The organism is Micromonospora phytophila (genome assembly GCF_023656545.1).
GTDB classification, from domain to species: domain Bacteria; phylum Actinomycetota; class Actinomycetes; order Mycobacteriales; family Micromonosporaceae; genus Micromonospora; species Micromonospora phytophila.
In genome coordinates, this window is the sequence record NZ_JAMOKF010000303.1 from 1 (window position 1) to 6794 (window position 6794).

At 65.8% G+C, this 6794-nt stretch carries 6 protein-coding genes; 5 read left to right on the forward strand and 1 reads right to left on the reverse strand.

Annotated features, from left to right (window positions below):
* From NCC78_RS25455 to uppS, 3 genes are all read left to right on the forward strand, one after another.
* Nucleotides 1-524, forward strand: a 524-nt coding sequence (locus NCC78_RS25455; protein ID WP_250797599.1) for a tyrosine-type recombinase/integrase, incomplete at its 5' end; no start/stop codon positions are given.
* A gap of 244 nt (nt 525-768) precedes the next feature.
* Entirely contained in the window at nt 769-1077 is a 309-nt protein-coding gene (locus tag NCC78_RS25460; RefSeq protein ID WP_200215205.1) for a hypothetical protein, read from the forward strand.
* Between the two features lie 1194 nt (nt 1078-2271).
* Entirely contained in the window at nt 2272-3054 is a 783-nt protein-coding gene (gene uppS, locus NCC78_RS25465; protein ID WP_250797606.1) for a polyprenyl diphosphate synthase, read from the forward strand.
* 167 nt (nt 3055-3221) lie between these two features.
* Here uppS and NCC78_RS25470 read toward each other — a convergent pair whose 3' ends face one another.
* Nucleotides 3222-3431: a hypothetical protein gene (locus NCC78_RS25470; RefSeq protein WP_250797607.1), complete on the reverse strand. Its 210-nt coding sequence runs from the start codon at nt 3429-3431 to the stop codon at nt 3222-3224.
* A 1284-nt stretch (nt 3432-4715) separates the two neighbouring features.
* Here NCC78_RS25470 and NCC78_RS25475 point away from each other — a divergent pair.
* On the forward strand, nt 4716-5225 hold the full coding sequence (locus NCC78_RS25475) for a hypothetical protein (RefSeq protein WP_250797611.1): 510 nt from the start codon (nt 4716-4718) through the stop codon (nt 5223-5225).
* 454 nt (nt 5226-5679) lie between these two features.
* Nucleotides 5680-6090 carry a DUF3592 domain-containing protein gene (locus NCC78_RS25480; RefSeq protein ID WP_250797612.1) on the forward strand — a complete coding sequence of 137 codons (411 nt, stop codon included), beginning with the start codon at nt 5680-5682 and terminating at the stop codon, nt 6088-6090.
* Nucleotides 6091-6794 lie beyond the last annotated feature (704 nt).

Sequence of the window (6794 nt, forward strand, 5' to 3'; positions counted from 1 at the left end):
TGGATCTGCTGCGACGTCCGGTGACGGTCGCCGTGGCGTTCGCGGAGGTTGGCGGGGAGCTGGTCGAGGGCACGCCGAAGAATCACCAGCGCCGGTCGGTGCCCATTCCGCGGTTCCTCGTTGACGAGCTGGCCGCGCACGTCGCCGGGAAGCGTCGGGACGAGCTGGTGTTCACCGCTCCGAACGGCGGCCCGCTGCGTAACACCAACTTCCGAACACGGGTCTTCGCGCCAGCAGCAGCGTCGGTCGGGCTGGCTGGGCTGACTCCCCACGACCTGCGGCACACGGCCGCGAGCCTAGCCGTGGCGGCGGGCGCCAACGTCAAGGCGATACAACGGATGCTCGGGCACGCCTCTGCGTCGATGACCCTGGACGTGTACGCGGGCCTGTTCGGTGACGACCTGGACGCGGTCGCCAACCGGCTGGACGAGGCGTTCGCTGAGCGGGACAAGGACCATTTAAGGACTCGAACCGCCACCGGCGACGTGATCGACCTTGGGAAACGGCGAAGCCCAGGCCGTTGACCTGGGCTTCCGTGCCGAGCCGCCTGACGGAATCGAACCGTCGACCTACGCATTACGAGTCAGTCCCGGGGCGCTGGTCAGCCATTTGGTCGTCCTGCTCGACGTGGTGTCCGCGTCCGCGCTCGTTCACTACTGCTCGCCGGTTTGGCTGCTCCCTTGGCTGCTCAATGGATGTAACGTCCCATGAACCAGCCAGCCCCCATAGAAGGCCATCTAGGTTCGTGAAGGAAAGGTGGGTCACCCGGTGCCTACGGTCATCCTGGTGAGAGGATTTGACTTCCTGGGCTCAGGCCGGAAGTTCAAGTTCTACCTTGACGGTTCCCTCGCGGCTAAGGTGGGACGATTCGATCGGATTCGGGTCGAGGTGCCGCCGGGAACACACGAGATTCAGGCCCGCCTGGACTGGCTCAGAAGCTCACCGCTTGAGCTTCAGCTTCAGTCCGGGGACGTCGTAACGGTTGAGGCCACGGCAGGGGCGAGAGCGGCCGGCTTCACCGCATTTTTCCTCAAGCCGCGGAGTGCCATCGACCTCCTCGTCACAGAGAGGCAATAGACAGCGGACCAAGGTGACGTCTCGCTTACAAGCTCTGTGCGTGGCGTCCGCGCGCGTCCGGCAACGGCTGCACGCTCAGAGCCTCGTTCGGTGTCAGCGCGCGTCAGTGTGCCGCCGTCCGGTGGCGTTGCTGTCAGCGTTGCTGTCGACAGCCGTTCCGTCGGCGACCCAGGCCGACCCTCACCAGGGGAGGAGCAGCCGGGTTACCGCCTGCACTTCGGGCTTCAAGCTGAGGTTGCTGGATCACGTCCCGATCTTGGGAACCCAAGGAGGAGGCCATGCCGGCGGCGGTAGCATTCCACCACCTACACCAAGGTGCTTTCGTGCACATTCGTAGTACTTGTCGCGGTACTTCTCCATCTCCCGAATCGCCGGCCGCCACTGCTCGGCATCCGTCAACCGCCCTCGTGCGTACCAATCGAGACGGTGGACAGCTTGATGCCAGTCACGTGCAGCAGCAACAACCTCCGGACTGCCCAATAGCAGCATCGATTCCCACCGCGCCCCACGATCGTCCTCCGCTGCAGCCAAGAGCGGGAGTCCCTCTTCCGGGGCCAGGTGGACCGCGGAGTGGTCGAACCCACGCGCTGCCGCAATGCGACATGACAGGTAGGCCCACCGCTTGACGGATGCGCCATATTCGGCATACACCCGCATGCGACTCTCGTCCCAGCGGACCCGCTGGCTGCGTCGCCATCGTGCTCGCTCTCCTGCACTGCTAACGAGGTAAGACGCGACGGCTCCCACAATCACGCCGACCAGCGCTGGAAGCTGTTGGGCAAGAACATCCATTGACCCCCCAAACCTGCCTCGAACCTGCGAGGGTCGACACGAACGGAACTTAACCTCTGCCGCCAACGATCGCAGAATCGTGCAAGGGCCTACCCGCGAGGCGATCCGAGCCGAACCCCGCTGGGGGGAGCCTGGTCGCGCTTGTCAGGCAGTGTCAAAAGACCGCGTCGGATGCGCGCACGCACGGCCGGCGTGTCGCTCGTTCCGCCCGTCGTCGTCGCATGGCGAGCGGTTTGCTGACTCGCGGCTGACTCCGCCTGGCTCTGACGTCTCGCTTACAAGGCGCGGTTGCTGTCAGCGGTGCTGTCGACCCGCCCCGGGCGAAAGTCATCAATCCCGTCCTCGCCTCCTGCATGAGCACCCGGGCCAACACCAGCGCCACTAGGGTGCTTTCATTCGATCATGATGCAGCCCATACGCCGTGCCGCTTACCGGCTCTACGCCCACCACCTCCGCACGCAGCTCGCCGATAAGTCGCTGCCACGGCACGTAGCGATGGTGATGGACGGGAACCGCCGGTGGGCCAGGCAGGTGGGCTTCGATGACCCGGGGGTGGGCCACCGATACGGCGCGGAACACATCCACGAGGTATTGGGCTGGTGTGCCGACATGGGCATCCACCACGTCACTCTGTTCGTCGCCTCCGTCGACAACATGCGTAAGCGGGCGTCCGAGGAGGTGGAGAACCTGATGCGGATGATCGAGGATGTCGTCGCGGAGCCGCTCCTCCACCCGACCAACCCCTGGCAGCTTCACCTGGCCGGCCGCGCGGACGTCCTACCCGACTCGACACGTCACGCCCTGAAACTCGCGGAAGACGCCACCCGCGAACGCGGTGCCAACTTCCACCTCACAGTCGCCATCGGCTACGACGGCCGCGAGGAGATTGTCAGCGCAGTTCGTTCCCTGCTGGAGCAGGAGGCACAACTGGGCGCCACACTCGACGACGTCGCACAGCGGCTAACGGCCGACGATCTCGCGGCGCACCTGTACACGGGCGGTCAACCCGACCCCGATCTGGTCATCCGCACGAGCGGAGAACGCCGCATGTCCGGGTTCCTGCTCTGGCAGGCCGCCTACTCCGAGTTGTACTTCTGCGACGTGTACTGGCCCGGCTTCCGGGAGATTGATTTCCTCCGTGCCCTGCGCTCCTACTCGGCCCGCGCTCGACGATTCGGAGCGTGAAACCACGTTCCACGCTCTCGGTTCAACGGCGCTACCGCAGAAGATCGCGACCGCCAGACGTTGAAGCGGAACTTAGAGCCGCTGCCGCGCTACCAGCGGCGATGCTGTCCGACACGTGCTCACACGGCGTCTCGGGCTGCCATGGCTGCTCGCTGGTTGACGACGTTTCACGGTGTCTTGTGCCCCGCGTGTGCCCCAAACCCGCCGTCGAGGGCCGCCCATAGGTCCCGGAGCACCTGCCCGAGCCGCTGACTCTCGTCCGTGGACATCGGCTCAATGTTCTGGCCCGCCGCCAGGTGCTCGCCAACGTTGTGCAACATGTCCGCCAGGTACCGGGCGGTTACGCGGTCCATGCGGAGCACAACCTCGTCGGCCATGACGGGGACCATACGTTGATCAGAATCCGGCGTACAGGTCGACCCGTCCGTCGCCCACCAGGTCAGCCGCCTCCACATGGCGGCTGACCTGCTGTTTCTTCGGGTACTGCTGGTCGCCGTCGGTCATCGTTGGTCGGCGTTTGACGGCCCGGTGACGGCCCAGACGGCCCACGGACGGCCCAGAGCAGCCTTCCGGCCGCCCGGGACAGACCGGCTGTTGCGGCGGTGCGATCCTTCTTCCCTATGCAGTTCACCAACTACAGGTAAGCGGGACCCTCTCTTACAGGTCCGCAGATCGGCTACCGGCTGTGACCTGGGCAAACGCGGTCGCTAATGGTCATCGTTCGTGGTCACTGTTCGGCACCCGACGGCCTAGCGACGGCCTGTCGAGAGCTCGCCCCCGCCGGCTCCCTCGCAGCAGTCGTATGGCTGATCTTCAGGAGTATCCGGCCGGAGCGTCCGTCATCCGTCGGTTTCGCGGGCAGGGTCAGCCTGGCCATCCGCAGGCATCGATTTCGTCGCCTGGACCGGCCCGGGGTGCCGACAATGAGGAAATGACAACGCAGAGGTACCTGAAGAGGCAACAAGAGGCCCCGGCTCGTCGTCGTACTCCGAAGAGGCAACAAGCTGTGACTCGTCGTCGCCCTCCATGGCCACTGATGGCGGCGCTGCTTGCGGCGGGAGCGGCCGGAGGCGAGGCGGTACGGCGCCTAAAAGGCGCTAGGCGCACCGCACCCAGCGGAGCTGGGGCGACAGGTGACGTCAGCCAGGCCAGTCATGCCGGCGGTGCTGTCCGGCCCGTCAGCAGCCCCGAAGGAGCCACCGAGGGCTGGCGCCAGGGAAGGTGAAGCAGCGGCTGTCTTAGCATTGCGGCAAGCAGCCAGACCCCTCCGCACTCCTCGGAGCTGAAGGCGTAGTCCGAGGAGTGGGTGGGGACTTGCACCCGTCGGGCGCGATTGGTGAAGACGCTGGTGACGGCCTGGGCCTGGTCCGCGTCGACCCGCCCGGAGCCGGCGCGGCCGGTCGCTATGACCCCTCGCTTGTAAGGCGCTTTCGGCAAAGGTCGCAGCGTCCGCTGACATCCACGGCGTTCAGGCAGGAGGCAAGGACCCGTCCGCGCTCGTACGGCCTCGGCCGCCATCGTTGATGTCAACCATTGATGTCACGTCGCGCTGCTTCCGGCTTCCCGCGACGAGCGGAACCGGCCCGGACCAACGCCGGGGGAAATTGCGCTCGACCCGGAGCGCATGTGGTCGCCCTACACCGCCCTGTTAGCGTCGGTCGGTGCCTGTCACCGTACTGGCGTCCCCTTGGCCCACCCACCGTGCCCGCCCGGTGGGCCTGGGACTGGTCTGGCTGGCGACCGCCCTGCCCGGGACGGCGGTGGTGGTGACCGGAGTGCTCGTCGCCCGGATGGACGAGATCCTCGCCTCAGCGGTGTCGCAGGGCCGCGCGTTTCCCTTCACCGGCGAGGCCGGTGAACAGTCCATGCTGCCGTTCCTGCTCGGGTGCGCCCTGGCCGCCCTCTTCCTCACTACCGCGGCGCTGGGCTACCTGCTCAGGGGGTGGGCCTACCACAACGAGCACATCGCGATGGCGCTTCCCGCTGCCGCGCTGATCATCGTGATCGTCCTCTGCACGCCGCTTGTCGCGCCGATCGACCTCGCGCACCAGCAGTACACCCATGACCTCTACGGGTGGTGGTACTTCCCCTTCCTCCTTGCCACCGTGGTCTGCCACCTGGGCTGCCTCCTCGCTGCGGCGGTGGTCCTGTCTCGCGCCCGCTCAACGTGATCGGTTGCCGTGACCACGGCGGAACGCTCACCGAGCAAAGCCACGACCCCCGTCGGGGGGATGCGGATACAAGCTGCCGACGGTTGCCGGACCGTACCGACCGGGGTCGGGATGCGGCCGGAGGACAGCGTCCCTTGTCGTTTGGGACGGGCCCTGATCGAGGTTTTCGCTGCCTCTTTGCTGCCTCGCCGCTGCCCGACATCTCGCTTACAAGTTCTGGGCACTCCGTCCGCCCGTGACTGTGCGCGTCCGTCACCTCAGGCAATCGTCCGCAGACAACCGACGGCGACCGCTGTCGTCTGGGTCGGTTGCTGTCAGCGTTGCTGTCGACGCAACCCTCGCCTGCCACGGTGGTCGATCCTGTTGGCCGCGCTAGTGGCTTTGCTTACCTGTTGCTGACCCCTTCTACAGTCCGATCATGCAGCGCCGACGGCCAAGACGAACCTTCCTGCGGGTGCTCTCGACGTTCGGCCTGGCTTTTGCGCTTGTGCTCACAGCGCTAGCCACATGGTCGGTCTTGGACGAGCGTCAGGGATCAGAGGCAGTCGCTGAGGTGCTGGATGTCGAGCACCGCGGAGCGAGGACCTTTCTGACAGTCCAGTTCACTACAAATCAGGGCGAGGTCTGCGAATCACTGCTGCGCGTTACGGCCGATGCGAACCGGGCTGTGAGTATCGGTGAACGCATCCGCGTCCGCCTTGCCAAGAGCGACCCTTGCCTGAGGGTGCGCGAGGCCGACGACCAATCTGGATGGTTGGTCATCCTCGTTGCAGTGGCACTCTTGATCACGTTCGCCATCGCGACCTACGTGGCGTGGCGTCGACCCCGAACGCCGCTGCCACTCCGATACGCGGGCATGCCCTGACGAGACGGACAAGGCTCGTTTGCGACCACCGTCAGACGTTGAAGCGGAACTTAGATGTGGCCTCCCGTGACCTGCGCCGGCATGGTCGCCACGCCGGTCACGGCCCGTCCTGGGCTCACGTCATTGGTGGCTGGTTGCCGACCTTTCATGTTGTCTTGTGCCCCAACTGTGCCCCAGTCGTTCCTACACTCGGCTCGTGCCGGAACCGCGCTTCGAAATGGCGATCTCCCATGTCTTCAACGTCACGGGCCGTACAGTGATCGTGTCCGGGCCTTGTAGTTCGACCGGGCTGGGCCAAGGCGACATGGTGGAGATCCTGTGCGACGGCAACGTCGTGGCTACAACCCGCGCCTTCGTCGAGCTGCACTCGCGTCCCGGCACTGCGTCCCTCGTCTTGCCTGACGTAGCAGGGCCTGACGTAGAACCAGGCCACCTCCTTCGAGCGGCTCGGCAGCACTGACGTTGCAGCGACAGCCACGCCGACCTCTTCGTCCCGAACGCGGGGTGTGGGCACCGTTTGATGTCATCCAGTGCTCTATTGCAGCCCGAAGCACGGCTACCTTGCTGCCTGCTGTGGAGGACCACCTCAGGGTCCGGGCCGGCCTTGGCAATCTCCAACCCGAGAGCAACCGGGTCATTGTCGATGCGCACCGTGTCGAGCTTCTCGCCCGCCTCCGTCATCCGCACGATCACCGACCTGCGCC